The organism is Streptomyces wuyuanensis (assembly GCF_900103455.1).
GTDB classification, from domain to species: Bacteria; Actinomycetota; Actinomycetes; order Streptomycetales; family Streptomycetaceae; genus Streptomyces; species Streptomyces wuyuanensis.
On record NZ_FNHI01000027.1, the window covers coordinates 26,736 to 53,515 of the forward strand.

Annotated in this window: 23 protein-coding genes and 1 pseudogene; 10 read left to right on the forward strand and 14 right to left on the reverse strand. The window is 72.5% G+C overall.

Translation table 11 applies throughout. The features are described 5' to 3' along the window. The first annotated feature begins 6 nt into the window (after positions 1 to 6). The 5 genes and pseudogenes from BLT82_RS30925 to BLT82_RS30945 all read left to right on the forward strand — a co-directional run. Entirely contained in the window at positions 7 to 585 is a 579-nt protein-coding gene (locus BLT82_RS30925) for a SigE family RNA polymerase sigma factor (RefSeq protein ID WP_093660831.1), read from the forward strand. A 92-nt stretch (positions 586 to 677) separates the two neighbouring features. After that, on the forward strand, positions 678 to 1,286 hold the full coding sequence (locus BLT82_RS30930) for a hypothetical protein (RefSeq protein ID WP_093660833.1): 609 nt from the start codon (positions 678 to 680) through the stop codon (positions 1,284 to 1,286). A gap of 132 nt (positions 1,287 to 1,418) precedes the next feature. Further along, the gene (gene cseB / locus BLT82_RS30935) at positions 1,419 to 2,114 is read left to right on the forward strand and encodes a two-component system response regulator CseB (protein ID WP_093660835.1); all 696 of its coding nucleotides are present in this window, start codon (positions 1,419 to 1,421) and stop codon (positions 2,112 to 2,114) included. Then, positions 2,111 to 3,430, forward strand: a complete 1,320-nt coding sequence (gene cseC, locus BLT82_RS30940) for a two-component system sensor histidine kinase CseC (protein WP_093660837.1) — start codon at positions 2,111 to 2,113, stop codon at positions 3,428 to 3,430. Before cseB ends, cseC begins: the two co-directional genes overlap by 4 nt. 100 nt (positions 3,431 to 3,530) lie before the next feature. Further along, positions 3,531 to 3,710, forward strand: a pseudogene (locus tag BLT82_RS30945) (TetR family transcriptional regulator); the annotation flags it as partial. Positions 3,711 to 3,735: 25 nt separating this feature from the next. Here the strand turns inward: BLT82_RS30945 and BLT82_RS30950 are convergent. Further along, positions 3,736 to 4,344, reverse strand: a complete 609-nt coding sequence (locus tag BLT82_RS30950; RefSeq protein WP_093660839.1) for a M23 family metallopeptidase — start codon at positions 4,342 to 4,344, stop codon at positions 3,736 to 3,738. 504 nt (positions 4,345 to 4,848) lie between these two features. Here BLT82_RS30950 and BLT82_RS30955 point away from each other — a divergent pair. Together BLT82_RS30955 and dacB are read left to right on the forward strand one after the other, a co-directional pair. Next, positions 4,849 to 7,797: an NACHT domain-containing protein gene (locus tag BLT82_RS30955; RefSeq protein WP_093660841.1), complete on the forward strand. Its 2,949-nt coding sequence runs from the start codon at positions 4,849 to 4,851 to the stop codon at positions 7,795 to 7,797. A 75-nt stretch (positions 7,798 to 7,872) separates the two neighbouring features. Beyond that, positions 7,873 to 9,501: a D-alanyl-D-alanine carboxypeptidase/D-alanyl-D-alanine endopeptidase gene (gene dacB / locus BLT82_RS30960; RefSeq protein ID WP_093660843.1), complete on the forward strand. Its 1,629-nt coding sequence runs from the start codon at positions 7,873 to 7,875 to the stop codon at positions 9,499 to 9,501. 170 nt (positions 9,502 to 9,671) lie between these two features. Here dacB and BLT82_RS30965 read toward each other — a convergent pair whose 3' ends face one another. Then, a complete protein-coding gene (locus tag BLT82_RS30965) occupies positions 9,672 to 12,197 on the reverse strand; it encodes an ATP-dependent Clp protease ATP-binding subunit (protein WP_093660845.1) in 2,526 nt (841 codons plus the stop codon). 428 nt (positions 12,198 to 12,625) lie between these two features. Here BLT82_RS30965 and BLT82_RS30975 point away from each other — a divergent pair, with 428 nt between their 5' ends. Further along, complete coding sequence (locus BLT82_RS30975) at positions 12,626 to 13,228, forward strand: SCO3374 family protein (RefSeq protein ID WP_093660847.1); 603 nt, start codon at positions 12,626 to 12,628, stop codon at positions 13,226 to 13,228. On the opposite strand, the gene BLT82_RS30980 is transcribed toward BLT82_RS30975, so the two are convergent. The 10 genes from BLT82_RS30980 to BLT82_RS31025 all read right to left on the reverse strand — a co-directional run bounded on the left by BLT82_RS30980 (position 13,207) and on the right by BLT82_RS31025 (position 21,732). Next, entirely contained in the window at positions 13,207 to 13,545 is a 339-nt protein-coding gene (locus tag BLT82_RS30980) for a histone-like nucleoid-structuring protein Lsr2 (RefSeq protein WP_093660849.1), read from the reverse strand. The genes BLT82_RS30975 and BLT82_RS30980 overlap by 22 nt on opposite strands. Before the next feature lie 172 nt (positions 13,546 to 13,717). Next, complete coding sequence (locus BLT82_RS30985; protein WP_093660851.1) at positions 13,718 to 14,257, reverse strand: amino-acid N-acetyltransferase; 540 nt, start codon at positions 14,255 to 14,257, stop codon at positions 13,718 to 13,720. A 9-nt stretch (positions 14,258 to 14,266) separates the two neighbouring features. Further along, on the reverse strand, positions 14,267 to 14,740 hold the full coding sequence (locus BLT82_RS30990) for a BlaI/MecI/CopY family transcriptional regulator (protein ID WP_093660853.1): 474 nt from the start codon (positions 14,738 to 14,740) through the stop codon (positions 14,267 to 14,269). Positions 14,741 to 14,857: 117 nt separating this feature from the next. Continuing rightward, complete coding sequence (locus BLT82_RS30995; protein ID WP_093660855.1) at positions 14,858 to 15,046, reverse strand: hypothetical protein; 189 nt, start codon at positions 15,044 to 15,046, stop codon at positions 14,858 to 14,860. Between the two features lie 14 nt (positions 15,047 to 15,060). Then, on the reverse strand, positions 15,061 to 15,678 hold the full coding sequence (locus BLT82_RS31000; protein WP_093660857.1) for a hypothetical protein: 618 nt from the start codon (positions 15,676 to 15,678) through the stop codon (positions 15,061 to 15,063). A gap of 398 nt (positions 15,679 to 16,076) precedes the next feature. After that, positions 16,077 to 16,874, reverse strand: coding sequence for a type III pantothenate kinase (locus BLT82_RS31005; protein WP_017949716.1), 798 nt, complete (start codon positions 16,872 to 16,874; stop codon positions 16,077 to 16,079). A 4-nt stretch (positions 16,875 to 16,878) separates the two neighbouring features. Then, positions 16,879 to 17,904, reverse strand: coding sequence for a carboxylating nicotinate-nucleotide diphosphorylase (gene nadC, locus BLT82_RS31010; RefSeq protein WP_093660859.1), 1,026 nt, complete (start codon positions 17,902 to 17,904; stop codon positions 16,879 to 16,881). Next, the gene (locus BLT82_RS31015) at positions 17,901 to 19,694 is read right to left on the reverse strand and encodes an L-aspartate oxidase (protein ID WP_093660861.1); all 1,794 of its coding nucleotides are present in this window, start codon (positions 19,692 to 19,694) and stop codon (positions 17,901 to 17,903) included. The genes nadC and BLT82_RS31015 overlap by 4 nt, the downstream gene beginning before the upstream one ends. Beyond that, the gene (gene panC, locus BLT82_RS31020; protein WP_093660863.1) at positions 19,691 to 20,689 is read right to left on the reverse strand and encodes a pantoate--beta-alanine ligase; all 999 of its coding nucleotides are present in this window, start codon (positions 20,687 to 20,689) and stop codon (positions 19,691 to 19,693) included. The genes BLT82_RS31015 and panC overlap by 4 nt, the downstream gene beginning before the upstream one ends. Next, a complete protein-coding gene (locus tag BLT82_RS31025) occupies positions 20,686 to 21,732 on the reverse strand; it encodes a Rossmann-like and DUF2520 domain-containing protein (protein WP_404205588.1) in 1,047 nt (348 codons plus the stop codon). The genes panC and BLT82_RS31025 overlap by 4 nt, the downstream gene beginning before the upstream one ends. Positions 21,733 to 21,854: 122 nt before the next feature. On the opposite strand from BLT82_RS31025, the gene BLT82_RS31030 reads away from it, so the two are divergent. Beyond that, positions 21,855 to 23,129, forward strand: a complete 1,275-nt coding sequence (locus BLT82_RS31030) for a threonine aldolase family protein (protein ID WP_093661011.1) — start codon at positions 21,855 to 21,857, stop codon at positions 23,127 to 23,129. Between the two features lie 361 nt (positions 23,130 to 23,490). Further along, positions 23,491 to 24,600 (forward strand): DUF5937 family protein, encoded by a 1,110-nt coding sequence (locus BLT82_RS31035; protein ID WP_093660867.1) that lies wholly within the window; start codon positions 23,491 to 23,493, stop codon positions 24,598 to 24,600. Positions 24,601 to 24,711: 111 nt separating this feature from the next. Here BLT82_RS31035 and BLT82_RS31040 read toward each other — a convergent pair whose 3' ends face one another. Both BLT82_RS31040 and BLT82_RS31045 read right to left on the reverse strand, forming a co-directional pair. Further along, a complete protein-coding gene (locus BLT82_RS31040; RefSeq protein ID WP_093660869.1) occupies positions 24,712 to 25,389 on the reverse strand; it encodes a response regulator transcription factor in 678 nt (225 codons plus the stop codon). Positions 25,390 to 25,485: 96 nt separating this feature from the next. Further along, positions 25,486 to 26,685, reverse strand: coding sequence for a sensor histidine kinase (locus BLT82_RS31045; protein WP_093660871.1), 1,200 nt, complete (start codon positions 26,683 to 26,685; stop codon positions 25,486 to 25,488). Positions 26,686 to 26,780 lie beyond the last annotated feature (95 nt).

Consider the following 26,780-nt stretch of genomic DNA (forward strand, 5'->3'; position numbering starts at 1 on the left):
GTTGGAATGGCGCACGCAGAGGTGCTCGAGTTCGAGGAGTACGTCCGTACGCGGCAGGATGCACTGCTGCGCAGCGCACGACGGCTCGTCCCCGACCCGGTCGACGCCCAGGACCTGCTGCAGACCGCGCTGGTGCGCACCTACGGCCGCTGGGACGGCATAGCCGACAAGTCCCTCGCCGACGCCTATCTGCGCCGCGTCATGATCAACACGCGTACGGAGTGGTGGCGGGCCCGCAAGCTGGAAGAGGTCCCCACCGAGCAGCTGCCGGACGCCAGCGTCGAGGACGTCACCGAGCAGCACGCGGACCGGGCCCTGCTGATGGACGTCCTGAAGGTGCTCGCGCCCAAGCAGCGCAGCGTCGTCGTGCTGCGGCACTGGGAGCAGATGAGCACCGAGGAGACGGCCGCCGCGCTCGGCATGTCGACGGGTACCGTGAAGAGCACGCTGCACCGGGCGCTCGCCCGGCTCCGCCAGGAGCTGGAGAGCCGTGAGCTCAACGCCCGGACCCTGGAGCGTTCGGATCACGGGAACCACTCGCACGCACGGCGTGAGGAACGGGGGCAGGAGCGTTGCGCGGCCTGATCGGAGGCGGCGGCCCCGGGGACGGGACCGGCCCGCGGGGCGGCCCCCCTCTCGGAGGGCTCCTGGGCCCATGGGCGGCGAGTGGCACGGCGATGGCCGGCCTCGCCGCCTTCGGGCTGCTCGCGGTGGGCTGCTCCACCGGCGGCATGGGCATCCGCGACGAGGGTCCGGCGCGTACGGACCCGGTGGCGCAGTCCCCCTCGACGACGGCGCCGACCGCCACGACCTCTCCGCTGAGGAAGGTCGACGCGGTCGCCCTGCTGAAGAGCGACCCCAAGGTCAGCAAGCAGGTCAAGGCGGACCTGCGGCCCTGCGCGGCCGACGCCTACGCGATCGACACCTCGTACGGCAGCATCACGGACAACGCGACGGCGCCGGACGTGGTGGTGAACCTGATGACGTGCGGGGATGCCGTGGGGATCGGTACGTATGTGTACCGGGCGACGGACGGGACGTACGAGAATGTCTTCGCGAAGGAGGAGCCCGCCGTCTACGCGACGATCGACCGCGGGGACCTCGTCGTCACACAGCAGGTGTACGCCAAGGACGACCCGGTCACCTACCCGTCGGGCGAGATCGTGACCACCTATCGCTGGTCGGGGACCAAGTTCACCGAGCACGACCGGGTGCAGAACGAGTACAGCCGGGTCGCCGGCGGTGAGGAAGAACCTCCGGCGACACCGGCGCCGAGCGAGAACTGACCCGCTTGCCCGCCGCGCCGCCGAGTACCGGCCGTACGCCGAGGCGTACGGCCGGACCGCCCCCGGGCGCCACCCGGCACCTGCCGGGAACGCAGACAACGATCGAGAGACGAGAGCCGAGAGAGCTGAGGGATGGCCGAGACACATGTGCTGTTCGTCGAGGACGACGACGTCATCCGTGAGGCCACCCAGCTGGCGCTGGAGCGCGACGGCTTCGCGGTGACCGCGATGCCGGACGGACTGGCCGGTCTCGAGGCGTTCCGCGCCAACAAGCCGGACATCGCGCTGCTCGACGTGATGCTGCCCGGTCTCGACGGGGTCAGCCTCTGCCGCAGGATCCGGGACGAGTCGACCGTGCCCGTGATCATGCTGTCGGCGCGGGCGGACTCGATCGACGTGGTGCTCGGGCTGGAGGCGGGTGCCGACGACTACGTCACGAAGCCGTTCGACGGGGCCGTGCTGGTCGCCCGGATCCGAGCCGTGCTGCGCCGGTTCGGCCATGCGGGCGGGGTCACGGGCGACACCGACGCGCCCGGCGAGCGCGGCGTGCTGACCTTCGGCGACCTGGAGGTCGACACGGAGGGCATGGAGGTCCGCCGGGACGGCCGGCCGGTCGGGCTCACCCCCACGGAGATGCGGCTGCTGCTGGAGTTCTCCTCCGCGCCCGGGACTGTCCTCTCGCGCGACAAGCTGCTGGAACGCGTCTGGGACTACGGCTGGGGCGGGGACACCCGTGTCGTCGACGTCCACGTGCAGCGGCTCCGCACGAAGATCGGGCAGGACCGGATCGAGACGGTCCGCGGCTTCGGGTACAAGCTCAAGGCATGAGGAGACCGGCCCTGCGGACCGGTGTCCGCTGGAAGATCAGCATCGCGATCGCCGCGGTGGGTGCGCTGATCGCGTTCGCGCTGAGCCTGGTCGTGCACAACGCCGCCCGGGTGTCGATGCTGGAGACCTCGCGCGACCTGCAGATGAGCCGGCTGCTCTTCGCGCAGCGCATCTACGAGACCACCAAGCCGAGGACCGAGCCGAAGCTCGGCTCGAAGCTCAACGACCCGGAACTGCCCCGGCCGCTGCGGAGCCTGCTCGCCGACGGACGGCAGGCCACCTATGTGCAGGGGAAGGGCCCCGCGCCGGACATCTGGGCGGCCGTGCCGCTCGGCAACGGCGACGTGCTGTCCCTGCACAGCCGGATACCCGGCCGCAGTGCCGACATCATGAAGGACCTCGACCGCGCCCTCGTGATCGGTTCGGTGTCGGTCGTCTTCGGCGGCTGTGCGCTGGGCGTGCTCATCGGCGGGCAGCTGTCGCGCCGGCTCCGGAAGGCCGCGGCGGCGGCGGGCAAGGTGGCCCAGGGCAACACGGACGTACGGGTCCGGGAGGCCGTCGGCGGGGTCGTACGGGACGAGACCGACGAACTGGCGCGGGCGGTCGACGCCCTGACCGACGCCCTCAACGAGCGCATCGAGGCCGAACGCCGGGTCACCGCGGACATCGCGCACGAACTGCGCACACCGGTGACCGGTCTGGTGACGGCGGCGGAACTGCTGCCGCCCGGCCGCCCCACCGAGCTGGTTCGGGACCGGGCGCGGGCGATGCGCACCCTGGTCGAGGACGTGCTGGAGGTGGCGCGGCTGGACGGCGCGTCGGAGCGGGCCGAGCTCCAGGAGATCGCTCTGGGGGAGTTCGTCAGCCGCAGGGTCGCCGTGCTCGACCCCGGGGTGGTGATCAGCGTCGTGCACGAGTCGTGGGTCAGCACGGACCCGAGGCGGCTGGAGCGGATCCTGCTGAATCTGCTGACCAACGCCGCCAAGTACGGCAGGCCGCCGATCGAGGTCACCGTCGAGGGCCGGGTGGTCCGGGTCCGCGACCACGGTCCCGGCTTCCCGGAGGCGCTGCTGCGCGAGGGGCCGAGCCGGTTCCGCACCGGCGCGAGCGACCGGGCGGGGACGGGCCACGGTCTGGGCCTGACCATCGCCGCCGGGCAGGCCCGCGTCCTCGGCGCCCGGCTGACCTTCCGCAACGGGGCTCCCGAAGGCGTCGCGTCGCCGGGTGCGGCCGGAGGTGCGATCGCCGTCCTCTGGCTCCCGGAGCACGCGCCGACGAACACGGGCAGCTTTCGCCGGCCGGCATTCCCGGACTGATCGTCCCGGGCCGGGCCTCGGCCGCCGCGGGCTGTGCCCGCACCCCCCTTTCGCCTGTCCGTCCGCCCGTCGTCGGCTCATGGTCACGATGACCCGGCTGATCCAGGAGCCGGGCCTGGCCATGACCGACCGTGTGCGCTGCGTCAGCGCGCTCTTCACGATGCACGCCGGGATGTTCTTCATGCAGAACGTCGAAGGCGACCCCGAGGAGAAGCGTGAAGCCGTCCTCGAGGTCGCCATCGATCTGGTGTCGCAGGCGCATCACGGCCCGCGGGCGTGAGCCGTACCGCGCGAGGCGGGGAGCGTCAGATGGTGACGCCCTGCGCGCGCAGGAAGTTCGCCGGGTTCAGGGCCGAGCCGTAGTTGGGGGTGGTGCGGATCTCGAAGTGCAGGTGCGGGCCGGACGAGTTGCCGGTGTTGCCGGACAGGGCGATGAGCTTGCCCGCGTTCACGGTCTGGCCGACGTTCACGTTGATCTTCGACAGGTGCGCGTACTGCGAGTACTTGCCGTTGCCGTGCTTGATCACGATCGCGTTGCCGTAGGCGGAACCGTCACCGCCGCCGTTCGGGCCGGCCTTGACGACGACACCGCCGCTGGCGGCCTTGACCGGGGTACCGACCGGGACGGCGAAGTCCTGGCCGGAGTGCTTGTGGGACCACATGGCGCCGCCCTGGTTGAAGCTGGCGGTCAGGGTGTAGCCGGATACCGGCTTGACCCAGGCGTTGGCCTTGGCCTTCTTCGCCGCGACCGGCTTCGCCTCGGCGGCGGCCGGGGCGCTCTTGACCGTGTCGGCGGACGCGACGCCGGCACCGGCTCCGACGACCATCGCGGCGCCGAGTCCGGCAGCCACGACGGCACCACGGGTACGGAGCACGGACGGGCGGAAACGGGTGGGGGCGGTGCGCTTCGACATGCGGGGAGAACCTCCGGGCTGTGGGACATGAAGCGACCCGATGGCTGAGCACCGGGGCAACACCTTGGTAACCCGCACCCCCAACTCGGCTCAAACACCCCATCTACGACAACTCGTCGTAGACACGCCCCTGTGAGCGAGACCCTTGACGGAACCGAATCGCCCGTCCGGCATTGTCCGAAATCTACGGACGAAGGATGGTTTATTGGCACGTGGGGGCTGCGCATATGGGTTGTCCGGTCCCGCCCAGCGCGGCATCGGGTCCATACCGCCGGACGTCCCGCCCCCGGGGGGTCGAACACCCCGGAGCGCGGCCCGACATCCCCACTAAGGCGCCTAGTAGGGTCGGAAACGCCTGTGCGCCTTGTCACGGCCGATGGGACCTTGGGCCTTCCGTTTCGGGACCAAAGTCCCGTTAGGGGCAGGCGCCAACCGACTCCGGGCAGTACGCCCGAAGCGCCAGGTTTGAGGGGATACGCCCCTCTGGACACGGGGGAGAGTCCGATGGAGCCCGCACTGATCGGCACCCGCCTCGCGTCTGCGGCGCTCTCCCCGCTCGTCAAGCGCCTGCTGGTGCAGGAGGGCGGCGGCGCGGCCCTCACGGACAGGCCCGTACGGCTCGCGGGGCTGGTCTCGTTCCGGGGCGAGAAGCGCACCCTCACCGAGCGGGACGTCCGCAGGCTCGCGGGCACCCTCGTCCGCGAGTCGCTGGCCCGTCCCGGCGAACCGCCGTTCCCCGGCGACGAGGCCGAGGCCGTCGCCGACGCGCTGGCCCGCACCCTGCTCGCCCTCGGCGAGCTGGAGATGGACGACGTCCAGGCGGTTCGCCACGGCCACACCGAGCTGGCCCGTCGGCTGCGCGCCACCCCGGCGGCACAGCGCGCCGCCGCCGGCCTGTCCGGGGACGCCACCCGCTTCCTCGACTCGATCACCGAGTGGGCCTGCCTGCACATCCTGCAGTTCTTCACCCAGCGCTCGTCCTTCGTCGCCCGCACCCTGGTGGAGCAGAGCCGCACCCAGGCCGAGCTGATCGCGAAGCTCGACGAGCTGATCCTGCGCGTCCCCCGCACCGACGGCCGTGACGCGGCGTTCGAGCGCCGCTACCTCCCGTACGTCGCACGGCGGCACGGCAGCCTCACCATCTACGGCATCGACCTGCACGACTCACCGGACGAGTGGCCGCTGGACGCGGCGTACCTCTCCCTGGAGGCCTCCGCGCCGGCCGGGGACCGGCAGCCCGCACCGCCGGCGGACCGGCGCGAGGGGCCGCCGGACGACGGCGACCGGTGGCTGCGCGGCGCGGGACGCACGCACGAGTCAGACGCGGAACCCGTGCCCGCGGACCAGGCCCTCGCCGCCCACGACCGGGTGCTGCTCCGCGGTGTCGCCGGCTCCGGCAAGACCACCCTCGTCCAGTGGCTGGCCGTGTCCGCCACCCGTACCGCGGATGAGGCCCCGGACGGACCGATGGCCTACCTCCACGACCGCGTCCCCTTCGTCCTGCCGCTGCGCACCCTCACCCGCCACGGCGAGCGGCTGCCCGCCCCCGACGCCTTCCTGTCGGCCGTGGGCTGCCCCCTCACCCCGCCCGAAGGCTGGGCCGACCGGGTCCTGACCGCCGGCCGCGGGCTGATCCTCGTCGACGGCCTCGACGAGGTCCCCGAGGCCGAGCGGAGCCGCACCCGCCGCTGGCTGCGCGATCTGCTGGGCGCGTACGGCCGCGGCAACCGCTGGCTCGTCACGTCCCGCCCCTCCGCCGTGCGCGACGACTGGCTCGCCACCGACGGCTTCACCGACCTCACCCTCTCCCCCATGAGCCGCCGGGCGGTCGCGACCTTCGTACGGCGCTGGCACCGGGCCGCGGGCGCCGACGCGTCAGCGTACGAGCAGCCGCTCCAGGACGCTCTCCGCGGCAAGCAGGACCTGTCCGCCCTCGCCACCAACCCCCTGATGTGCGGGCTCATCTGCGCACTCCACCGCGACCGGCGCGGCTTCCTCCCCCGCGGCCGCAAGGCCCTCTACGAAGCGGCGCTCACGATGCTGCTCACCCGCCGCGACCGGGAGCGGGACATGGGCGCCCCCTCCGGCATCGACCTCGCGGAGGCCCCGCAGATCCAGCTCGTCCAGCGCCTGGCGTACTGGATGACGCTCAACGGCCGGACCCAGATGGACCGTTCCCGGGCGGAGTCGCTGGTCGTCGGGGCGATCCCGGCGGTGCCCGAGGCAGCCGCGGCCGGTGACCCGGACGCGGTCTTCGGCCATCTGCTGCACCGCAGCGGGCTGCTGCGCGAATCCTCCCCGGGCGCCGTGGACTTCGTACACCGCACCTTCCAGGACTACCTCGCGGCCAAGGCGATCGTCGACGAGTGGCACATCGGCGTCCTCACCCGGCACGCGGCCGACGACCAGTGGGAGGACGTCATCCGGATGAGCGTGGCCCACGCGCGGCCGCGCGAATGCGCCGAGATCTTCACGGAGTTGCTCGCGGCGGCGGACGCGGCGCCCGACCGCGCCACCCAGCTGCGGATCCTGGTGGTCGCGGCCGCCGCGATGGAACAGGCGACGGAGATCGCGCCGTCCGTCCGCGAGGCGCTGCTGAGCCGCACGGCCGAGGCCATCCCGCCGAGGACCGTCCAGGAAGCCCGGGCCCTGTCCGCCGCGGGACCGCTGGTGCTCGATCTGCTGCCGGGACCGGAGGACTCGGGCGACGACGACGTGGCACGGATGACAGTCGTCACCGCCTCGCTCGTCGACTCCGACGCGGCGGTCCCCTTCCTCGCCCGGTACGCCGGGCACCCCTCGGTGCGGGTGCGTTCGCAGCTCGTGTGGGCCTGGGACCGCTACGGCCACGACGAGTACGCCAGGGACGTGATCGCCGCGGTCGACCCGTCGGGGCTGTACTTCACGGTGCGCAACGGCGAACAGGCCCGCTCGCTCGCCGCCCTCGCCGGCGGACGCGCTGTGCACTTCCAGGGGGACCTGCCCGGGGAGCTCATCACCGCCACCGTCCGGTCCTGTGCGCCGCCGGCGGTCCGCATCTCCCAGAACCCGCGGCTCACCGACCTCGCCTGCCTGACGGGCGCGCCCGCGGCGCTGCGGGACGTCGAGATCGACCGGTGTCCCGCGCTCACCGACCTCTCGGCCGCGGGCCCCCTGACCACACTCCTCCTCGACGACAGCCAACTCGCCGTCGTGGAACGGGTGCCGGACGCACAGGGGGTGCAGGTCGAGCTGAGGCGGGCGGCGCCGAACCTGCGCCGCGTCCCGGATCTCTTCCCCAGTCTGCCCTTCCTCTCCGTCGTGCACCTGTGGCAGGACCGACCCGTCGACCTGACCCCGCTCGCGGCCGTGGACGGGCTCCGCCGGATCCTCCTCGTCGGCGACCCGGCCCTGTTCCTGGGGGCGGACCGCCTCGCCGACCGGGTGTCACTGACCGTCAGAACCCCGGAATGACCGACGCGTTGCGTCACGCCTCCTTTCGGCTCCGGGCCGGGTCCGCCATCCTCCTGTGACATGAGCAGACCCGTGATGAGCCTGAACCGACGCGGGCACCTGAGCCGCGACCGCTTCCGACGCAGTGTCCTCCGGGCCCGGACCTGGCCCCTCGCCCTCGGCCTCGTCGCCGCGCTCACCTGGAGCAGCGGCAGCGCACCCGCCGGGGCAGGGCCCTCCGACGCCGGCCTCAAGGGCGCGATCGACACGATCCTCGCCGACTCCCGCATGGACGGCGGTGCCGCGAGCGTCGTCGTCGCCGACGCCACCACCGGGGAGCGGCTCTACGAACGCGACGCCGGCGACCGGCTGATGCCCGCGTCCAACACGAAACTCGCCACGTCCACCGCCGCGATGGCGCTGCTCGGCCCCGACTACCGGTTCCGTACCGAAGTGCTGTCCACCGGCCGCCGTCACGGCCCGGTCCTGCACGGGGACCTGTACCTCCGAGGCGGCGGCGACCCCACGGCGCTCGCCGCCGACTACGGGCGTCTCGCCGCCCAGTTGCGGCAGTCGGGCATCCGGGGCGTCACCGGCCGCATCGTCGCCGACGACACCCGGTTCGACACCAGCCGTCTGGGCCGGTCCTGGGCCGCAGACGACGAGTCCTCCTACTACTCCGCGCAGATCTCACCGCTGACCGTCGCGCCCGACACCGACTACGACTCCGGCACCGTCGTCGTGGAGGCGTCACCCGGTGCCGCGCCCGGCGACAGGCCGAAGGTGAAGCTCACCCCGCCGACCGACTACGTACGGGTCGACGTCCGGGGCAGGACCGTGCCCGCCGGGCAGACCGACACCCTCGCCGTCGAGCGCGAGCACGGCACCAACACCATCGTGATCAGCGGGGACATCCCGGTCGGCGGCTCCACCACCAAGGAGTGGGTCACGGTCTGGGAGCCCACCGGCTACGCCGCGGCCGTCTTCGCCGACGCCCTGGCCGCCCACGGCGTACGGGTCGCCGGCGCCCCGCACCTCGGCAGGCCCACTCCGCCCGGCGCGAAGGTCCTCGCGACCCACAGCTCCATGCCGCTCAGAGAGCTGATGCTCCCGTTCATGAAGCTGTCCAACAACATGCACGCCGAGACGCTGACCAAGACGATCGGCTACGAGACGTCCGGACGCGGCACCTGGAGCGCGGGACTCTCCGCCATCGACGGCTACTTGAAGAAGGAGGGCGTCGAGGCGGCGAAGCTGCGCCAGGTCGACGGCTCCGGCCTGTCCCGGATGAACGTCTTCCCCGCCGACCAGCTCGCCCGACTCCTGCTCGCGGTCCGCGACGCTCCCTGGTACGCCGACTGGCACGCCTCCCTGCCCGTCGCCTGCAACCCCGACCGCGCCCTCGGCGGCACGCTCCGCACCCGGATGTGCAACACACCGGCGGCCCTCAACGCCCGCGCCAAGACCGGGTCCCTGACCGGCGCCTCGGCGCTCTCCGGGTACGTCGAGGACGCCGGCGGCCGCGAACTCGTCTTCAGCATCGTGCTCAACAACTACCTCGCGTCCTCCGTGAAGAGCATCGAGGACGCGATCGTGGTGACCCTGGCCAAGTCCGACACGGCGGGCGGCACCATCGCCACCGCCTCCGTACCGGCCCTGCGGAACGCCCCCCGTACGGCACCCGCGGATCTCGAATGCACCTGGCGGAAGCCGGACGTCTGCTGATCCGCCCGTGCCCCGGACCACCGGGGGACGTCAGGGCGGCAGCGGCCGGTGTCGTCGGCCCGCCGCGGTCCCACCGCGGAGTGGTCCGGCTCCGGCCGCACGGCACGGCGAAGGGGCTGTCCCCGGACCCTCGGGTCCGGGGACAGCCCCTTCGGCGCGTGTCAGAACGCTCAGGCGTCCTTCGACAGGTTCGGCCCGCTGCCGCCGGCCGCCGACTCGATCGGCGGGACGTCCGGCAGCGCCGACTTCTCCTCACCGCGGAAGGTGAACTTCTTCTCCTCACCCTCGCCCTCGGTGTCGACCACCACGATGTGACCGGGACGCAGCTCGCCGAAGAGGATCTTCTCGGAGAGCAGGTCCTCGATCTCGCGCTGGATCGTCCGGCGGAGCGGACGGGCGCCCAGGACCGGGTCGTAGCCCTTCTTCGCCAGCAGGAGCTTGGCCTCCTGGCTGAGCTCGATGCCCATGTCGCGGTCCTTCAGCCGCTCGTCCACCTTGGCGATCATCAGGTCGACGATCTGGATGATGTCTTCCTGGGAGAGCTGGTGGAAGACGACCGTGTCGTCGACACGGTTGAGGAACTCCGGCCGGAAGTGCTGCTTCAGCTCGTCGTTGACCTTGGCCTTCATCCGCTCGTAGCCGGTCTTGACGTCGCCCTGGGCGGCGAAGCCCAGGTTGAAGCCCTTGGAGATGTCCCGGGTCCCGAGGTTGGTCGTCATGATGATGACCGTGTTCTTGAAGTCCACGACCCGGCCCTGGGAGTCGGTCAGACGACCGTCCTCCAGGATCTGGAGCAGGGAGTTGAAGATGTCGGGGTGGGCCTTCTCGACCTCGTCGAACAGGACGACGGAGAACGGCTTGCGGCGCACCTTCTCGGTGAGCTGGCCGCCCTCCTCGTAGCCCACGTATCCGGGCGGGGAACCGAAGAGGCGGGAGACGGTGTGCTTCTCGCTGAACTCCGACATGTCGAGGGAGATCAGCGCGTCCTCGTCGCCGAAGAGGAACTCGGCCAGCGTCTTGGAAAGCTCGGTCTTACCGACGCCGGACGGGCCGGCGAAGATGAACGAACCACCGGGACGCTTCGGGTCCTTCAGGCCGGCGCGGGTACGCCGGATCGCCTGGGACAGGGCCTTGATGGCGTCCTTCTGGCCGATGACGCGCTTGTGGAGCTCGTCCTCCATGCGGAGCAGACGGGAGGACTCCTCCTCCGTCAGCTTGAAGACCGGGATGCCGGTGGCCGTGGCGAGGACCTCGGCGATCAGCTCGCCGTCGACCTCGGCGACGACGTCCATGTCGCCGGCCTTCCACTCCTTCTCCCGCTTGGCCTTCGCCGCCAGCAGCTGCTTCTCCTTGTCGCGGAGGGAGGCTGCCTTCTCGAAGTCCTGGGAGTCGATCGCGGACTCCTTGTCCCGGCGGACACCGGCGATCTTCTCGTCGAACTCGCGGAGGTCCGGCGGGGCGGTCATCCGGCGGATGCGCATCCGGGATCCGGCCTCGTCGATCAGGTCGATCGCCTTGTCCGGCAGGAAGCGGTCCGAGATGTACCGGTCGGCCAGGGTCGCGGCCTGAACCAGCGCCTCGTCGGTGATGGAGACCCGGTGGTGCGCCTCGTAACGGTCGCGCAGACCCTTGAGGATCTCGATGGTGTGCGGCAGCGACGGCTCCGCGACCTGGATGGGCTGGAAGCGGCGCTCCAGGGCCGCGTCCTTCTCCAGGTGCTTGCGGTACTCGTCGAGCGTCGTCGCACCGATGGTCTGCAGCTCGCCCCGGGCCAGCATCGGCTTGAGGATGGAGGCGGCGTCGATCGCGCCCTCGGCGGCACCCGCACCCACCAGGGTGTGGAGCTCGTCGATGAACAGGATGATGTCGCCGCGGGTGCGGATCTCCTTGAGGACCTTCTTCAGGCGCTCCTCGAAGTCACCGCGGTAGCGGGAGCCGGCGACCAGCGCGCCGAGGTCGAGGGTGTAGAGGTGCTTGTCCTTGAGGGTCTCGGGCACCTCGCCCTTGACGATGGCCTGCGCCAGGCCCTCGACGACGGCGGTCTTGCCGACGCCGGGCTCGCCGATGAGGACCGGGTTGTTCTTGGTACGGCGGGACAGCACCTGCATGACCCGCTCGATCTCCTTCTCGCGCCCGATGACCGGGTCGAGCTTGGACTCGCGGGCCGCCTGGGTGAGATTCCGGCCGAACTGGTCGAGGACGAGGGAGGTCGAGGGCGTGCCCTCGGCCGGACCGCCCGCGGTGGCGGCCTCCTTGCCCTGGTAACCGGAGAGCAGCTGGATGACCTGCTGCCGCACCCGGTTGAGATCGGCGCCCAGCTTCACGAGGACCTGGGCGGCGACGCCCTCGCCCTCGCGGATCAGGCCGAGCAGGATGTGCTCCGTGCCGATGTAGTTGTGGCCCAGCTGAAGAGCCTCCCGGAGCGACAGCTCCAGGACCTTCTTGGCACGAGGGGTGAAGGGGATGTGCCCGGACGGGGCCTGCTGGCCCTGGCCGATGATCTCCTCCACCTGCTGGCGGACCGCCTCGAGCGAAATCCCGAGGCTCTCCAGGGCCTTAGCGGCGACACCCTCACCCTCGTGGATAAGGCCCAGGAGGATGTGCTCGGTGCCGATGTAGTTGTGGTTGAGCATCCGGGCTTCTTCCTGAGCCAGGACGACAACCCGCCGCGCGCGGTCGGTGAACCTCTCGAACATCGTTAATCGCTCCTCAGAGCGGTCAGTCAGTTAGGGGTCGATCCCCTCCCTGTCCTTCCGCAGCTTAGTCCCGCAAGCGGGGACCGCTCATTCCAACTGCCGACACCCGTCAGTGGCCTCCTGCCCCGAACGCCGACAAATGCTCCAACCCGATGGTGCGAGACGATGTTCCCGCAGGCCAGGCAGTTACCCGCGCCATCAGTACGCCGATGGCGAACGTGAGACCGCAGAGCCCGCGTTTCACCCGTCCCCACTAGGGATGTCTTACCCGTATGGACGGACACTCCATGCGGCGCGCGCCGGTTCCCTCAGCTACGGGCGAACATCCTTGCGCCCTCGAACACGCCTTGACGACCTCCTCCCGCCACTCGGGGTGACCGGAACCCGACGATGCGTAACCACCGGGTCCTCCCGGGAGTTCCCGGAACATGGCCTTCACTCTCCCGGCACCTCGCCTGCCGCTCGATGACGGCAGCGCAAGGTGGTACAAGAACGAGCTTGGCTGGGCTACGGCCGAAGGGCCACCGGTACAGCTGATCACCGGGCTGCGGTTCGACGTGCTGGAGCTGCCGGAGGACGCCGGGACGGCTCTGTTGAGGCGTTTCGGGCGCACCGGACCGGTCGCCAGGGCGGGCGGCAGAATTCTGCTCCTGGTCGCCGCGGGCGGCGCCGAGGAACTGCCGGGGCTGCTCGACTGGCTCGAGTGGGGCGGCATCGGCCTGGAGCTGACCGCTCTCGGGCCGGGCGGGTCCGTGCCCGCCCCGGTCCCCCCGGGGCGCGCCGTCCCGGCCGGGGCGCCTCAGGGGGCCGCCGTGTGGCTGCGGCCCCCGAAGCCGGGGCGCGAGGTGGAGCCGTCACTGCCGGCGTTCGGCGCCGTGGGGCGCGTCGGTGCCGGATCCGGGGGCGATGGGGGCACCCCCGACCTCGCACGGCTCGTGGACGCGGCGGCGAACGCCTGCCACCGGGCCCGTCTGCTGCGCACGTATGCGGCGGGGCCGCACACGAATGCTCAGCCGTTGGCCTTCTCGTAGGCCTCGCGGATCTCGGCGGGGACGCGGCCGCGGTCGTTGACGCTGTAGCCGTTCTCCTTCGCCCACTTCCGGATCTCGGCGGTGTCCTTGCTGCCCGTCGAGGACGCGGCACGGCCCTTTCCACGGCCGGTCGTGGCACGGCCACCGGTGCGCCGGCCGCCCTTGGTGTACGGCTCGAGCAGACCGCGGAGCTTGTCCGCGTTGGCGGTGGTGAGGTCGATCTCGTAGGTCTTGCCGTCCAGAGCGAACGTCACGGTCTCGTCCGCCTCGCCGCCGTCGAGGTCGTCGACAAGAAGGACCTGAACCTTCTGTGCCACCGGATTTCCTTTCATCGAAAATGCAGTACGCGGAAAGGAAACCGCTTTTCTCTGGAAAACACAAACCCTCGGCAGAGGTTCAGAACCCGGGGAACGCGGGAAACGTACGCGATTCGGACATAGAGGTTCAGTGCCGGGACGAGTCCCGCTTCCGCTTGCCGCCGAAGCGGGATCACAGGTGCAGAAGCATCCGGCTGTTACCCAAGGTGTTCGGCTTCACCCGTTCGAGACCGAGGAACTCGGCGACACCCTCGTCATAGGAACGCAGCAGCTCGCTGTAGACATCTCCGTCGACCGGGGTCTCACCGATCTCCACGAACCCGTGCTTCGCGAAGAAGTCGACTTCGAAGGTCAGGCAGAATACCCGCCGCACACCCAGCCAGCGGGCGGTGTGCAGCAGCTTGTCCAGCACATGATGGCCCACGCCCCCGCCCCTGAACTGGGGGTCCACCGCGAGAGTGCGGACTTCCGCGAGGTCTTCCCACATCACGTGGAGGGCGCCGCAACCGACCACCTTGGCGTCGGAGTCGCGTTCCGCCACCCAGAACTCCTGGATGTCCTCGTAAAGCGTCACGGTCGCTTTGTCGAGCAGGATGCCTTCGCTCACGTACGGATCCACGAGGCGGCGCACGGCCGGCACATCGCCGGTCCTGGCCCGGCGGACCGTGACGGCATTTGCTGCGGCATTGGGAAGCGACTGCGCTGACGTCATGGCCGGACGCTATCGCCCCGCCCCGTCCGCGCCTCCGGCGCCCTCGGCGTCCTGTTCGGGAGAACCTTCCGCCGCTCGCCGAGAAGGGCCTTCCCCTTCCGGTTCCCGCGCCTCTTCCGCCGGGTCGCGCTGCACGACGCGGATCGCGTCCCGCAGCGCCTGGCGCTGCTCCGGCGACATCATGCCGAAGAAGGCGACAAGGGCCGCGGCGGGGTTGTCGCTCTTCGACCAGCCTTCGTTCATCAGTGCGGCGGAGTAGGCGGCCCGGGTGGAGACCGCGGTATATCGATAGGCGCGGCCTTCGACTTCCCTGCGCACCCAGCCCTTCTGATGGAGATTGTCCATTACGGTCATGACCGTGGTGTAGGCGATGGACCGTTCCTGCTGGAGATCTTCCAGCACTTCGCGCACCGTCACCGGGCGGTTCCATTGCCAGATGCGCGTCATGACGGCGTCTTCGAGCTCTCCCAATTGACGGGGCACATCGCCACCATAGTCGGAGATGTCGTAATGGCTGGCTATTGACGTACTTCGGGTACGAAAAAGGACGTACGGCCGCGATGAGCCGTACGTCCTGGGGGCAGCCGGTGCGGAACGGCCTCAGGCCTCGGTCGGCCGGTCCGACGGGGCGGGCCGGCCGGCGGCCTCCGCGCGGGCGATCGCCGCGTCCACCGCGGCGTCCTCCTTGGCCTTGTTCGGGCCGCCCTGGCTCTTCACGATCGTGACGACGAGGGCGGTGAAGAACGCGGCCATCACGACCGGGGGCAGGAGCGCGGATACGTAGTCCATGCCCTCCAGAGTAGCTATCCGGCGGCCCGCTTCTCCGGCGGGGGCGCCGGACGGCGGCGTGGCGGGAAGACCTCGCCCGGGGTGGGGATGGGACGGTCAGGGCGGGGGGCCGGGCGGCCGGGCTTCGGGGACGCCGGACGCGGCTCCTGCTTGTCCCCGGCCGCGGCGCGGCCGCCGGGCAGGGCGTGCAGCCGCACGCGCGCCGGGGTCGGCACGGCCGTCCGGGCGGCGGCCCGGTCGGCAAGCCGGGCCCGTACGGACTCCTCGGCGAGGCCCTGGCAGCGCTCCAGGAGGGCCGCGGAGAGCGGCGTGCGGCGCAGGGAGCGAAGGGCCGCGAGATCCTCGGGAGCGGGGTCGTGACCGGCCGCGAGGGCGTCCTGGAGGAGCTCCAGATAGCCGCTCGCGGAGCCGGGAAGGGCATTGCGGTACCGCGCCAGGTCGGCGAGCAGGAACGCCCGCAGCCGGCCCGCCTCGCGGACGGCCTCGTCCACGGACTGTGCGAGCCGCAGGCACTCCTGGGCGGTGTTCGTGCCGGGGCCGTCGGCCCGGTCGGCACGACGTGACTGGTCGGGGTTGAGGGCGATGGCGAGAGCGCGGCGGAGCACACGCAGTTCGTCCGAGCTGAACGCCATGCCGCCGCGGGATCCGTATGGCGTGGGCATGGGGTGACGATACGCGCTAATCGGACAAAATTCGTTTAACGCCCCATTTGCGGCGCGGCGTGCACGGCGGCGCCGCGACGGCGTGCACGGCCGGACCTGCGGGAGCCGCCCACCGCTGTCCGCGGGCGGTGCGCCGCGCAGGGGGCCGCCCACGGCGGACCCTCACGCGAGGGCCTGCATGGCCCTGCCGGCAACCGCGCCTGCGGACGGCGCCCACGGACGGATACGCGGGCCCGGGCGGCGTGTCCGCCCCGCCGCGGTCCGACTTCAGGCCGACCGCAGGCCGCCGCGACGGGAAGCGGGGACTCCGCCCGGCGCTCCCGAGCACGCCCACCGCGTGGCCGCGCGCCCGCGCACCGGGCGCGGGGTCACATCCGGGAGACGTTCCGCTCGTAGACGAGGCGGAGGCCGATCAGCGTCAGCCAGGGCTCGTGCTCGTCGATCGCGGACGACTCACCGAGGACCATCGGCGCCAGGCCGCCGGTGGCGATCACGGTCACGTCCTCCGGGTCGTCGGCCAGCTCGCGCTTCATGCGCTGGACGACGCCGTCGACCTGGCCCGCGAAGCCGTAGACGATGCCCGCCTGCATGGCCTCGACCGTGTTCTTGCCGATCACGCTGCGCGGACGGGCCAGTTCGATCTTGCGGAGCTGGGCGCCCTTGACGCCGAGGGCCTCGACCGAGATCTCGATGCCGGGGGCGATGACACCGCCCGCGTACTCGCCGCGGGCGCTGACGGCGTCGAAGGTCGTCGCCGTACCGAAGTCGACGACGATCGCCGGGCCCCCGTAGAGCTCGACGGCGGCGACCGCGTTGATGATGCGGTCCGCGCCGACCTCCTTCGGGTTGTCCATCAGGATCGGCACGCCGGTCTTGATGCCGGGCTCGACGAGCACGGCGGGCACGTCGCCGTAGTAGCGGCGGGTCACCTCGCGGAGTTCGTGGAGCACGGACGGCACGGTGGCGCAGATCGCGATGCCCTCGATGCCGTCGCCCAGTTCCTCGCCGAGCAGCGGGTGCATGCCCATCAGGCCGTTGAGGAGCACGGCCAGTTCGTCGGCCGTACGGCGCGGGTCGGTGGAGACGCGCCAGTGCTCGACGATGTCCTCGCCGTCGAAGAGGCCGAGGACGGTGTGGGTGTTGCCGACGTCGATGGTGAGCAGCATCGGATCAGACCTCGGCCTCTCGCAGGTCGAGACCGATGTCGAGGATCGCGGAGGAGTGGGTGAGCGCTCCGACCGCGAGGTAGTCCACGCCCGTCTCGGCGTAGGCACGGGCGTTCGCCAGGGTGAGCCGGCCGGAGGACTCCAGGACCGCGCGCCTGTCGACGATCGCGACGGCCTCGGCGGTCTCCACCGGAGTGAAGTTGTCCAGCAGGATCAGGTCGGCGCCCGCGTCCAGGACCTCGCGGACCTGGTGGAGGGTGTCCACCTCGACCTCGACGGGCAGGTCCGGGGTGCCCAGCTCGGCCAGGGTCTCCCGAACGGCCTTGAACGCCTGGGCCACGCCGCCCGCGGCGATCACGTGGTTGTCCTTGACGAGGGCCGCGTCCGACAGCGACATGCGGTGGTTGACGCCGCCGCCGCAGCGCACCGCGTACTTCTCCAGGGCGCGCAGGCCCGGGGTCGTCTTGCGGGTGTCGCGCACGCGCGCACCCGTGCCTTCGAGCGTGTCGGCCCAGGCGCGGGTGGCCGTGGCGATGCCCGAGAGGCGGCACAGCAGGTTCAGGGCGCTGCGCTCGCCGGTGAGCAGGTCCCGGGTGCGGGCGGTGACGGAGAGGAGCTTCTGCCCCGGCTCGACGCGGTCGCCGTCCTCGACGTGCCGCTCGACCTCGAACTCGTCGGTGCAGACGATCGAGAGGACCGCCTCGGCGATGCGCAGGCCCGAGACGACGCCGGCCTCGCGGGCGGTGAAGTCACCGGTGGCGACCGCGTCCTCGGGGACGGTGGCGACCGTCGTCACGTCGACGCCGCCGTCGAGGTCCTCCTCGATGGCGAGGTGCGCGATGTCCTCGACCTGCACGGGGTCCAGGCCGGCCTCGGCAAGGAGTTCGGCGAGGGCGGGGTCGAGGCCGCACTCGTACACCTCGTCGCCGCAGCCGCAGTCGTCGCCGCAGCCCTGCTCTTCGGCGGCGCGGGCGCCGATCTGGATCAGCGGGACGTCCACGGGCTCCGGACGTTCTTCGGGCGTGCTCACGGTTGCGGCTCCCTGTCGGCGGTGGGGGTGGGGACGGACGTGGGACGGACGGGCGGGAACGCCTCGCTCGGCGTGCGGCGTACGACGAGGCGGCGGTCGGGGGTGAGGCGCACGACGATATGACGGCGCCACCCGGCGTCGTCCCGCCCGGGGTGGTCCTCGCGCCAGTGGCAGCCGCGCGTCTCCGTCCGCTCGTGGGCGGCGGCGACCAGGACGCGGGCGACGAGCAGCAGGTTGGTGGCCTCCCAGGACTCGACGCCCGGCTCGGCGGCCTTGTCGAACTCCTCGGCGTCGTGCAGCGCGGACAGGTGCAGCGCCTCCAGCGCCTCCGCCGCCTCGTCCAGGCTCGCCGCGGAGCGCAGCACTCCGGCGCCGTTCGTCATGATCCGCTGGATCTCGCGCCGGGCCTCGGGCACGAGAAGCGGTACCGGGCCGCGGGAGCCGCCCTCCGCCGGAGCTCCGGTCCGTCCGGCCGGCCGGGCGTCCGCAACGGCCGCCGGGCCCGCCGGCCGGACGGAATCGGCCGCCGCCCCGGCCGCGTGCGTCTCCGCGACCGTCCTCGCGATGCGTTCCGCGAAGACGAGGCCCTCCAGGAGGGAGTTGGAGGCCAGCCGGTTGGCGCCGTGGACGCCGGTGCAGGCGACCTCGCCGCAGGCGTACAGGCCGGGAACGGTCGTACGGCCGTGGAGGTCGGTGCGGACGCCGCCCGAGGCGTAGTGGGCGGCCGGGGCGACCGGGATCGGTTCGGTGACCGGATCGATGCCGTGGGCGCGGCAGGCGGCGAGGATGGTGGGGAACCGGTTCTCCCACATCTCGGCGCCGAAGTGGCGGGCGTCCAGGAGCATGTGGTCCGCGCCCTGCTCCTGCATGCGGCGCATGATGCCCTTGGCCACGATGTCGCGGGGGGCGAGTTCGGCGAGTTCGTGCTGTCCGACCATGAAGCGGGTGCCGGACGCGTCGACGAGATGGGCGCCCTCGCCCCGCACCGCCTCGGAGACCAGCGGCTGCTGGCCCTCGGAGTCCGGGCCGAGCCAGAGGACGGTCGGGTGGAACTGGACGAACTCGAGGTCGCTCACCTCGGCGCCGGCGCGCAGCGCGAGCGCGACGCCGTCGCCGGTGGACACCGGAGGATTGGTGGTGGCGGAGAAGACCTGGCCCATGCCGCCGGTCGCCAGGACGACCGCCGGCGCGTGCACCGCGCCGACGCCGTCGTGCTGGCCCTCGCCCATGACGTGCAGCGTGATGCCGGCGGTACGGCCCTTTTCGTCCGTCAGCAGGTCGAGCACCAGGGCGTGCTCGATGACGCGGACGGCGCCGTCGCGTATCGCCGTGACCAGCGCGCGGGAGATCTCGGCGCCCGTGGCGTCGCCCCCCGCGTGGGCGATACGGCGGCGGTGGTGGCCTCCCTCGCGGGTCAGCGCGATGTCGCCCGAGTCGTCGGTGTCGAACCGCGCCCCGGTCGCGATCAGCCTCCGCACCGCGTCCGGGCCCTCGGTGACGAGCGTGCGCACGGCTTCCTCGTCGCACAGCCCGGCACCCGCGACGAGGGTGTCGTCGCGATGCTGCCCGGGGGTGTCGCCTTCGCCGAGCGCCGCGGCGATGCCGCCCTGGGCCCAGCGGGTGGAGCCGTCGTCCAGGAGCGCCTTGGTGACCACGACGGTGCGCAGGCCCTCGGCCGTGCAGCGGAGCGCCGCCGTGAGGCCCGCGACGCCCGAACCGACCACGACGACGTCCGCGTCGATGGCCCAGCCGGGGGCCGGGGCGTTCAGCCGTATACCGGTGCTCGTCACGAGGCGGCTCCGAAGGTCAGGGGGATGTTGTCGATCAGCCGGGTCGTGCCGACCCGCGCGGCGACGGCCATGATCGCTTCGCCGGTGTGGTCGTCGGCGGCCTCGGAGAAGTCGGCCGGGTCGACCAGGGCGAGATAGTCGAGGACGAGTGGCGTCGAGGACTTGGCGGCCTCGTCGAGGACGGCGCGCGCCGCGGCCCGCACGGCGTCGGCACCGCCGCCGGGCTGGGCGACCGCGACCGCGTGGGCGTCGGCGGCCGCCCGGGCCTCGCCGAGCGCGGACAGCGCGGCGGCCCGGGCGTTGGAGGCGGGCGAGGACTCGGCCCTGGCGCGCAGGGCGACCTGTGCGGCGAGCCGGTCCCGGGCCGCGAAGAGGGCCCGGGACAGCGCGAGGGCGGTGTGGCGCTCCCCCGGCGAGAGGTAGCGGTTGCGGCTGGAGAGGGCGAGGCCGTCCGGCTCCCGCACGGTCGGGACGCCGACGATCTCCACCGGGAAGTTCAGGTCCCGGACCATCCGGCGGATCAGGGCCAGCTGCTGGGCGTCCTTCTGCCCGAACAGCGCGACGTCGGGGCGGGTCAGGTGCAGCAGCTTGGCGACGACGGTCAGCATGCCGTCGAAGTGACCGGGCCGGGAGGCGCCTTCGAGGACGTCTCCCATGGGGCCGGCGGTGATCCTGACCTGGGGCTCGCCGCCCGGGTACACCTCGTCGACCGGCGGGGCGAACACGGCGTCGGCGCCCGCCTCCGCCGCGGTCTTCAGGTCCGCTTCGAGGGTGCGCGGATAGCGGTCGAGGTCCTCGCCGGCGCCGAACTGCAGGGGGTTCACGAAGACCGTGACCACGACCTGGCCCTCCGGCCCGACCAGTGAACGGGCCGTGCGGATCAGGGTGGCGTGGCCGTCGTGGAGGGCGCCCATCGTCATGACCACCGCGCGGCGGGCCGGGGCCGCCGGGGCGAGGGCGTCGAGCTCCGCGGCGGTGCGCAGGGGCGTGATCATCGGTCGTTCTCCCCGTCCGCGGTGTCGTCCGGGCCGTCCTCGCGGCCGCGGCCGTCCCCGGCGTCCGGGCCGTCCGCCAGGACGACCAGCAGGTCCTCGGCGAGCTCGGGCTTGAGCAGGCCGTGCGCGAGGGCGCGGTCCGCGGTCGCGCGGGCCATGGCCAGATACCCGGCGACCATGCCCGGGGCGTGCTTGCGCAGTTCGGACACATGGGCGGCCACCGTCCCCGCGTCACCGCGGGAGACCGGCCCGGTCAGCGCGGCGTCGCCGGAGCGCAGGGCGTTGTCGAGCGCGGCGCCGAGCAGCGGGCCGAGCATCCGGTCGGGGGCGGAGACCCCGGCGGTGCGCAGCAGCTCCATGGCCTGGGCGACCAGCGTGACCAGGTGGTTCGCGCCGAGGGCGAGGCCCGCGTGGTACAGCGGCCGGTCGGCCTCCTCGATCCACTCGGGCTCCCCGCCCATCTCGATGACGAGGGCCTCGGCGGCGAGCCTCAGCTCCTCGGGCGCGGTGACGCCGAAGGAGCAGCCGGCCAGCCGCTGGACGTCCACGGAGGTGCCCGTGAAGGTCATGGCGGGGTGCAGGGCGAGCGGGAGCGCGCCGGCCCGGCGGGCGGGGTCGAGCACCGCCGTGCCGTACCGCCCCGAGGTGTGGACGAGAATCCGGCCGGGGCGCACGGCGCCGGTCTCGGCCAGGCCTTCGACCAGTCCGGGCAGCACGTCGTCGGGAACGGTCAGCAGCACCAGCTCGGCACGCGCGAGCACCTCCGCCGGGGGGACCACCGGCACGTCGGGCAGCATCGAGGCGGCCCGGCGCACGGAGGCGTCGGAGACGCCGGAGACGGCCACGGGACGGTGGCCGGCGAGCCGGAGGGACGCGGCGAGGGCGGGGCCGACGCGGCCCGCACCGACGACACCCACGGTGAGGCGGGCCGGACGGTCCTTGGGGTCGACCGGCTCCTGTGCCGGTGGTGTTGCTGGCGATGGTGCGTTCACGCGCGGCCTTCCGTTCCAGTCCGCAGGGGGTACCGGACGATTCTTCGCCATGCTACGCCAGCGTTTCGGCACCCTTCCGCTTGTCCACAGGCTGTGGAGACGGCACCGGGCCCGGGCGGAAGGGACCTGTGGACAACGGCATGGGGCCGTCCGCCATGGGCGATGATCGCACCATGACTCAGAACGCGGAGCGGACGCTGCCCTTCGACGCCGGCGGGACGACCGCCGGCACGGGGAGGGCTGCCGGCGCGGACCCGCTCGGTGACTCGGAACGGCGCACGGACCGGAGCGAGGAGGAGGGACGCCGCCGCAGGCTGACTGCCTGGCGGGCCTCCGACCGGCTGCTGTGGCGCGGCTCCGCGGACGGCCGGCTCGGCGAGCGGCTCGCGGCGCTGGCGGCCGACGCGGGTGCGGTCCACGACCTGGACGAACACGTGGACCTCTACGGCGACGGGGTCGTCGCCGCGCTGGAAGGACGCGTGGCCGCGCTGCTCGGGTTTCCCGCCGCGGCGTTCTTCCCCACCGGCACGATGGCGCAGCAGGTGGCCCTGCGCTGCTGGGCCGGGCGCACGGGCAACCGGACCGTCGCGCTCCATCCGCTCGCCCACCCCGAGGTGCACGAGCGGGGCGCGCTGGGGGCGGTCGGCGGGCTGCGCACCGTCCACCCGACCCGGGAGCCGCGGCTGCCGACGGCGGACGAGATACGCGGTCTGGACGAGCCGTTCGGCACGCTGATGCTGGAGCTGCCTCTGCGGGACGCCGGATTCGTGCTGCCGGAGTGGGACGAACTGGTGGACGTCGTCGAGGCGGCACGGGAGTCGGACGCGGTGGTGCACTTCGACGGCGCGCGACTTTGGGAATGCGCCCCTCATTTCGGCCGTGAACTGGACGAGATCGCCGGGCTCGCGGACAGCGTGTACGTGTCGTTCTACAAGTCCCTCGCGGGCCTGTCCGGCGCGGTGCTGGCCGGGCCGGAGTCCCTCGTGGAAGAGGCACGCGCCTGGCGCCACCGCTACGGCGGCCTGGTCTTCCAGCAGTACCCGGCGGCGCTGTCGGCTCTGCTCGGCCTGGAGCGGGAACTGCCCAGACTGCGGTCCTACGTGGCTCATGCGAAGACCGTCGCGGCGGCGCTGTCGACGGGTCTGGCGGAGGAGCCGGGCGTGCCCTGGTTCCGGGTGCATCCGGACCCGCCGCACACCCATCAGTTCCAGGTGTGGCTCCCGTTCGACGCCGATGCGCTGGACGAGGCGGGCCTGCGGCAGGCGGAGGAGACGGGCGTGACCCTGTTCCGACGCTGGTTCCCGGCCCCGTCCGGTCCTCCGGGCGTCAGCGTCACGGAGGTCACCGTCTCGGCGCCGGGGCTGTCGTGGACCGCCGACGACGTCAGGGCTGCCCTCGCGGACTTCATGGCGCGGGTACGGACCGGGGGCGAAGGGGGCCCCGGCTGACGGCGGGGCGCCGGCGGCCCCGGCGGCCCGCTCCTGCGCCGCACCACGCCTCTGGAATCCCTCGACGCGCGCCGTCCGCGCGGGGAGGCCGGGCCGTGCTCGGCCGACCCGCTCGGTGCCGGCCGAGGCTCGCGAGGGGCGACGCCGCCCGTACGCGCGAGCGCGTACGGGGAACGACCGGGCCGTACCGGCCGGGAAGGGGCGGCACCTCGCCGTGCCCGGCCGCGCGAGAGCCGTCGAGCAGGTGGCGCCGTACGGTGCCCGTGCGCTTCGGGCCGGTACAGCCCCCTCCGGCGCCCGCCGCGCGTCGATTGACGAGGACCGTCAACCGGACGACAGGCACCGTCCCGCACCGCGCACCATGGGGACCGTGACCGTCACCATCGACATCGCGGGCCTCCCGCCCGAACGCATCGTCTTCGAGCCGTCGCCGCTCGCCGAGCTGGGCATGGCCCTGCACGCCCTGGCCGAACCGGGGCACCATCCGGGACTGCACGGCTGGGCGACGGCGACCGCCGCCGGATTGAAGCCGGACCTGGCCGACCGGCTGCACGAGGCCGACTTCCTCTGGACGTCGACCTTCTCGGACGTACTGATGCCGTTCTCCGGCATCCGCGGCGGCGACGGCCGCACCGGCGCGACGCTCGCCGAGGAGCTGGACCTGCTGGACCGGCTCGACGAGGAGCGGTTCCTGATGGCCGCGATGGAGTTCACCTGCTCCCGCTCGTACACCACGGGCGCCATGATCGAATCCGGGCGCGCCCTCGAGCTCGCCGCTTCCCGCGGGCCCAGGCAGCTGGGCTTCGCCCGCCGCATCCTCGACGACCCCGGGGCCGTACGGGCCTGGCTGCGACGGCTGTTCGAGGACTGCGACCAGGCGTTCTTCGCAGACACCTGGCGCCGGGTGGGACCGGGGCTGGCCGCCGACGCCCGGCACAAGACGGAGCTGCTGCGCCGCAAGGGCCTCGGCGACGCGCTGCGCGACGTGTCGCCCGCGCTCTCCTTCGACGAGGAGCGGGGCCGGATCTGCGCGGACAAGCTGAGCGACGGGAGGACGACCGCGGTCGACCCCGCCGTCGGGCCCGGCCTGACCCTCTTGCCGTCCCACTTCGGCTGGCCGCATCTGACGGTGCTGTACGCCCCGGGCTGGCGGCCCGCCATCGCCTATCCGGTGGGAGCACCCGACCTGCCCGGCCCCGCGTCCGTCGAGATCCTCCAGCGCCGGATGGAGGCACTGGCCCACCCCCTGCGCATGCGGCTCTGCCGGAACCTGGGCCGGGCCTCGTACACCACCGGCGAGCTCGCCGAGACCCACGGCATCACCGCGCCGGAGGTCTCCCGGCATCTGTCGGTGCTCAAGCGGGCCGGACTGGTCACGACGCGACGGCGCGGCCGGTACGTCCTGCACCAGTTGGACGTGGCGGTGGTGGCACGGCTGGGAAGCGACTTCCTGGAGACGGTGCTGCGCTGAAGCGGGTCCCCTGGGCGTGGCCGGAACCACCCGGTACGCCCCGCCGCAGTGGCTCCTACGCGGTCTGCGTCCCGCCGCCGAGCCGGCCGTCGGTCCGCAGGAGTACGACGGTCATGACGCGGCGCCGCCGCCCGCGCGGACCAGACCGCTCTCGTAGGCGAGCACCACGACCTGCACCCGGTCGCGCAGGCCGAGCTTGGTGAGGATGCGGCCCACATGGGTCTTCACCGTGGCCTCGGACAGCACCAGCCGGGCGGCGATCTCGCCGTTCGACAGGCCCTGCGCCACGAGCATCATGACCTCGCGCTCCCGGTCGGTGAGCCGTTCCAGCTCCTTCTGCTGCGGCTCCTTCCCGTGGGACGGCAGCATCGGCGAGAAGCGGTCGAGCAGCCGGCGCGTCGTGGACGGGGCGACCACCGCGTCGCCGCTGTGCACGGAGCGGATGGCGCCGAGCAGTTCGGCCGGCGGCACGTCCTTCAGCATGAAGCCGCTGGCGCCCGCCTTGAGCCCCGAGAAGGCGTACTCGTCGAGGTCGAAGGTGGTCAGGATCAGCACCTTCGGCGGATCGGGCTGGGCGCAGATCCGGCCGGTCGCCTCCACCCCGTCGAGCCGGGGCATGCGGACGTCCATCAGCACCACGTCGACGGCCGTGGAGCGGAGGATCTCGATGGCCTCTGCCCCGTCACCGGCCTCGGCGACGACCTCCATGTCGGGCTGGGCGGCGAGCACCATCCGGAAGCCGGTGCGCAGCAGCACCTGGTCGTCGACGAGCATCACGCGGATGGTCATGGGCGGGGTCCTTGTCTTGTGGGCCGGGGCGGGAGGGGTACGGGCGGGGCACGAAGGGACGGGCGGGGTACGGCCGGCGGGGCCGGTGACGGCAGGCTAGTGGGCCGATTTGAGGGGCAGCAGTGCGCTGATCCGGAATCCTCCGCCCGGCCGCGGACCGGCGTCGAGCGTGCCGCCGACCATGCCGACGCGCTCCCGCATGCCGATGAGTCCGTGGCCCTTGCCGTCCGCGCCGCCGTCCTCGTACAGCTCGTGGGCCGCACCCCGGCCGTCGTCCTCGACGAGCAGCCCGAGGCCGTCGTCGAAGTAGACCAGCCGGACGCTCGCCCCGGCGTCCGGGCCGCCGTGCTTGCGCGTGTTGGTGAGCGCCTCCTGGACGATCCGGTAGGCGGTGAGCTCCACGCCGCTCGGCAGCGGGCGCGGGGTGCCCTCGATCCGGAAGTCGATGGTCAGGCCCGCCCCGCGGACCTGCTCCACCAGTTCCTTGATCTGCTCGACGTCCGGCTGCGGTACGTACTCCCCGCTCTCCGGGGCGTCGCCGGTGCGCAGGACGCCCAGCAGCCGGCGCATCTCGGCGAGCGCCTGGCGGCCGGTGGAGGAGATCGTCTCCAGGGCCTGCCGTGCCTGGTCGGGCGCGGCGTCCAGCACGTAGGCGGCGCCGTCGGCCTGCACGACCATCACCGAGACGTTGTGCGCGACGACGTCGTGGAGTTCGCGTGCGATCCGGGCGCGCTCCGCCGCGACGGCGACCTTGGACTGCGCCTCGCGCTCCTTCTCCAGCCGGGAGGCACGCTCCTCGAGCTGGGCGAAGTACGCGCGGCGGGTGCGCAGGGAGTCGCCGAGCACCCAGGCGAGGGCGAACGGGACCGTCATGACCACCGTGAAGAAGATCTTCCCGCCCGCGCTCATGCCCGGCTCGGGCCAGCGGATCTGGGCGAGCGTCGCGGCGGACAGCCCGCCGGCGAGCGCGAGGTGGGAAGCCCAGCGCGGCCCGTCGTGCGCGGCGACGGTGTAGATCAGCACGAGCATCGCGAAGTCCGCCGGGTTCGGCCCGACGTCCAGCACCAGCTGGGCGACGCCGATCCCCGCGACCAGCAGCAGCATCCTCTCCGGCATGCGGCGGCGCAGCGCCACGGCAAGGCAGAGGAGGAGCACGACGACGGCGGGCGCGATCCGCGGCTCGACCCCGACGTGCTCCTGGACGACCCACAGCATGGAGAACCCGAAGAGCATCACAGCCCAGAAGCTGTCGACGCCCGTCGGGTGCCTGCGGAGAAAATCATAGAGGCGCTGCACGTAACCCAGCGTAGGCAAGGACGAAAGGTGCCCGGGTCAACCGGAGGGGCGATCCGGTCCGCCGACGCCTACTCCCCAAGGTGGAGACTGGGGCG

Bases quoted from the DNA above. Each gene is read 5' to 3' on its own strand.
- BLT82_RS31000 (WP_093660857.1), bottom strand. From the start codon at position 15,678: ATGGCGTTCAGCTCGGACGAACTGCGTGTGCTCCGCCGCGCTCTCGCC.
- BLT82_RS30955 (WP_093660841.1), top strand. From the start codon at position 4,849: ATGGAGCCCGCACTGATCGGCACCCGCCTCGCGTCTGCGGCGCTCTCC.
- BLT82_RS30950 (WP_093660839.1), bottom strand. From the start codon at position 4,344: ATGTCGAAGCGCACCGCCCCCACCCGTTTCCGCCCGTCCGTGCTCCGT.
- dacB (WP_093660843.1), top strand. From the start codon at position 7,873: ATGAGCCTGAACCGACGCGGGCACCTGAGCCGCGACCGCTTCCGACGC.
- BLT82_RS31040 (WP_093660869.1), bottom strand. From the start codon at position 25,389: ATGACCATCCGCGTGATGCTCGTCGACGACCAGGTGCTGCTGCGCACC.
- BLT82_RS30985 (WP_093660851.1), bottom strand. From the start codon at position 14,257: ATGACGTCAGCGCAGTCGCTTCCCAATGCCGCAGCAAATGCCGTCACG.
- BLT82_RS31035 (WP_093660867.1), top strand. From the start codon at position 23,491: ATGGGGACCGTGACCGTCACCATCGACATCGCGGGCCTCCCGCCCGAA.
- BLT82_RS30930 (WP_093660833.1), top strand. From the start codon at position 678: ATGGCCGGCCTCGCCGCCTTCGGGCTGCTCGCGGTGGGCTGCTCCACC.
- BLT82_RS31030 (WP_093661011.1), top strand. From the start codon at position 21,855: ATGACTCAGAACGCGGAGCGGACGCTGCCCTTCGACGCCGGCGGGACG.
- BLT82_RS30975 (WP_093660847.1), top strand. From the start codon at position 12,626: ATGGCCTTCACTCTCCCGGCACCTCGCCTGCCGCTCGATGACGGCAGC.
- BLT82_RS30995 (WP_093660855.1), bottom strand. From the start codon at position 15,046: ATGGACTACGTATCCGCGCTCCTGCCCCCGGTCGTGATGGCCGCGTTC.
- panC (WP_093660863.1), bottom strand. From the start codon at position 20,689: ATGATCACGCCCCTGCGCACCGCCGCGGAGCTCGACGCCCTCGCCCCG.
- BLT82_RS31005 (WP_017949716.1), bottom strand. From the start codon at position 16,874: ATGCTGCTCACCATCGACGTCGGCAACACCCACACCGTCCTCGGCCTC.
- cseB (WP_093660835.1), top strand. From the start codon at position 1,419: ATGGCCGAGACACATGTGCTGTTCGTCGAGGACGACGACGTCATCCGT.
- BLT82_RS30925 (WP_093660831.1), top strand. From the start codon at position 7: ATGGCGCACGCAGAGGTGCTCGAGTTCGAGGAGTACGTCCGTACGCGG.
- BLT82_RS30965 (WP_093660845.1), bottom strand. From the start codon at position 12,197: ATGTTCGAGAGGTTCACCGACCGCGCGCGGCGGGTTGTCGTCCTGGCT.
- BLT82_RS31025 (WP_404205588.1), bottom strand. From the start codon at position 21,732: ATGGCGAAGAATCGTCCGGTACCCCCTGCGGACTGGAACGGAAGGCCG.
- cseC (WP_093660837.1), top strand. From the start codon at position 2,111: ATGAGGAGACCGGCCCTGCGGACCGGTGTCCGCTGGAAGATCAGCATC.